Annotated in this window: 1 protein-coding gene and 1 pseudogene; one reads left to right on the top strand and one right to left on the bottom strand. The window is 65.6% G+C overall.

What is annotated here, in order from left to right:
* Positions 1-293: pseudogene (locus tag P3T21_RS38395) on the bottom strand (AraC family transcriptional regulator); the annotation flags it as partial.
* 90 nt (positions 294-383) lie between these two features.
* Between P3T21_RS38395 and P3T21_RS38390 the strand changes: the two are divergent.
* Positions 384-1,324, top strand: a 941-nt coding sequence (locus P3T21_RS38390; RefSeq protein ID WP_429261056.1) for a PLP-dependent aminotransferase family protein, incomplete at its 3' end; no start/stop codon positions are given.

Below are 1,324 nucleotides of genomic sequence, written 5' to 3'. Positions count from 1 at the left end.
TGCGCGCCCAGCAACTGGCGCGTCGGGTCAAGCCTTAGCTGCGACATCAACGCGGCATCGGCGACAACGTCCCGGGTGTGTATCCCACTGCCGACCAGCACCGCGTCGGCGTCGCACGCGTCCTTCAGCGACGCTTGCGCCTCCAGCACCACGCCGTTCATTGAACGCACCCTCGCTGCCGGGCTGGCGATCGAAACCCGCCAGCCGGGCTTTTTGACCCGGCTGAGTATGTTGAGCGCGATCAGCGAGTCGAGTTCATTGAAGCCTTCAAAGGTCAGGATGGCGATGTGCATGGCGTCCTCGTGCGGGTGGAGACGTTGTGTCACGCCATGGTAGGGCCGATAATCAATACAATCAAATAATTGTCATGGATACATTCAGGCATGCCTCAGCCGCGCTACAAACAACTGGTCGACCACCTCGCGGCCGATATCCGTGCAGGCCGCCTGCGTCCCGGGACACGTCTGCCTACGCACCGCGACCTGGCTGCTCGCGAAGGCCTGGCGCTGGTCACGGCCACGCGTGTCTACGCGGAACTTCAAGCGATGGGTTTAGTGAGCGGCGAAACCGGCCGCGGCACGTTCGTCAAGGAGCCTCTCCCTGGCGCTCAAGGCATTGACCTGCATGCCTGGAGCGCGGACGCAGTAGACCTGAGCTTCAACTATCCCTCGTTGCCGGATCAGGCAGACCTTCTCCGGGCGGCGCTGCGCCAGCTCGCGGCCGCCGGTGACCTGGAGTCACTGCTGCGATACCAGCCCCACGGCGGGCGCGAGCACGAGCGGGCGACGGTGGCGCGCCACCTGGCCAGCCGGGGTCTGGCAGCAACGGTCGAAACGACATTGCTCGTAAGCGGCGCACAGCACGGGCTGACGACGACCGCCATGGCGTTGTTCGAGCCCGGCGACGTGGTGGCTGTGGACGCGCTGACTTACCCGGGATTCAAACTGGCCGCCGAGGCCAATCGACTGGAACTCGCGCCGATCCCGGCCGCTGGGCACGGACCCGATCTGGACGCGTTAGCGGCCCTGTGCAAGCAGCGACGAGTACGCGCCGTCTACGCCATGCCGACGCTGCACAACCCGCTTGGCTGGGTGATGAGCGCGCGGCGACGTCGGGAACTGGTCGCCATCGCCCGACGACATGGACTGATCCTCATCGAGGACGCGGCCTACGCGTTCCTGGCGGAAGGCGCGCCACCTCCGTTGGCATCGCTTGCTCCGGAGACGACGGTCTATGTGTCGAGCTTGTCGAAAAGTGTCGCGACGGGTCTGCGCGTCGGCTTCGTCTGTGCGCCGCGCGAATGGGTTCCCCAGCTCGAACGAGC

The organism is Paraburkholderia sp. GAS334 (genome assembly GCF_050436625.1).
Lineage (GTDB): Bacteria > Pseudomonadota > Gammaproteobacteria > Burkholderiales > Burkholderiaceae > Paraburkholderia.
The sequence above is the reverse complement of the archived record's forward strand: the minus strand, read 5'-3'. Positions and strand labels throughout refer to the sequence as shown.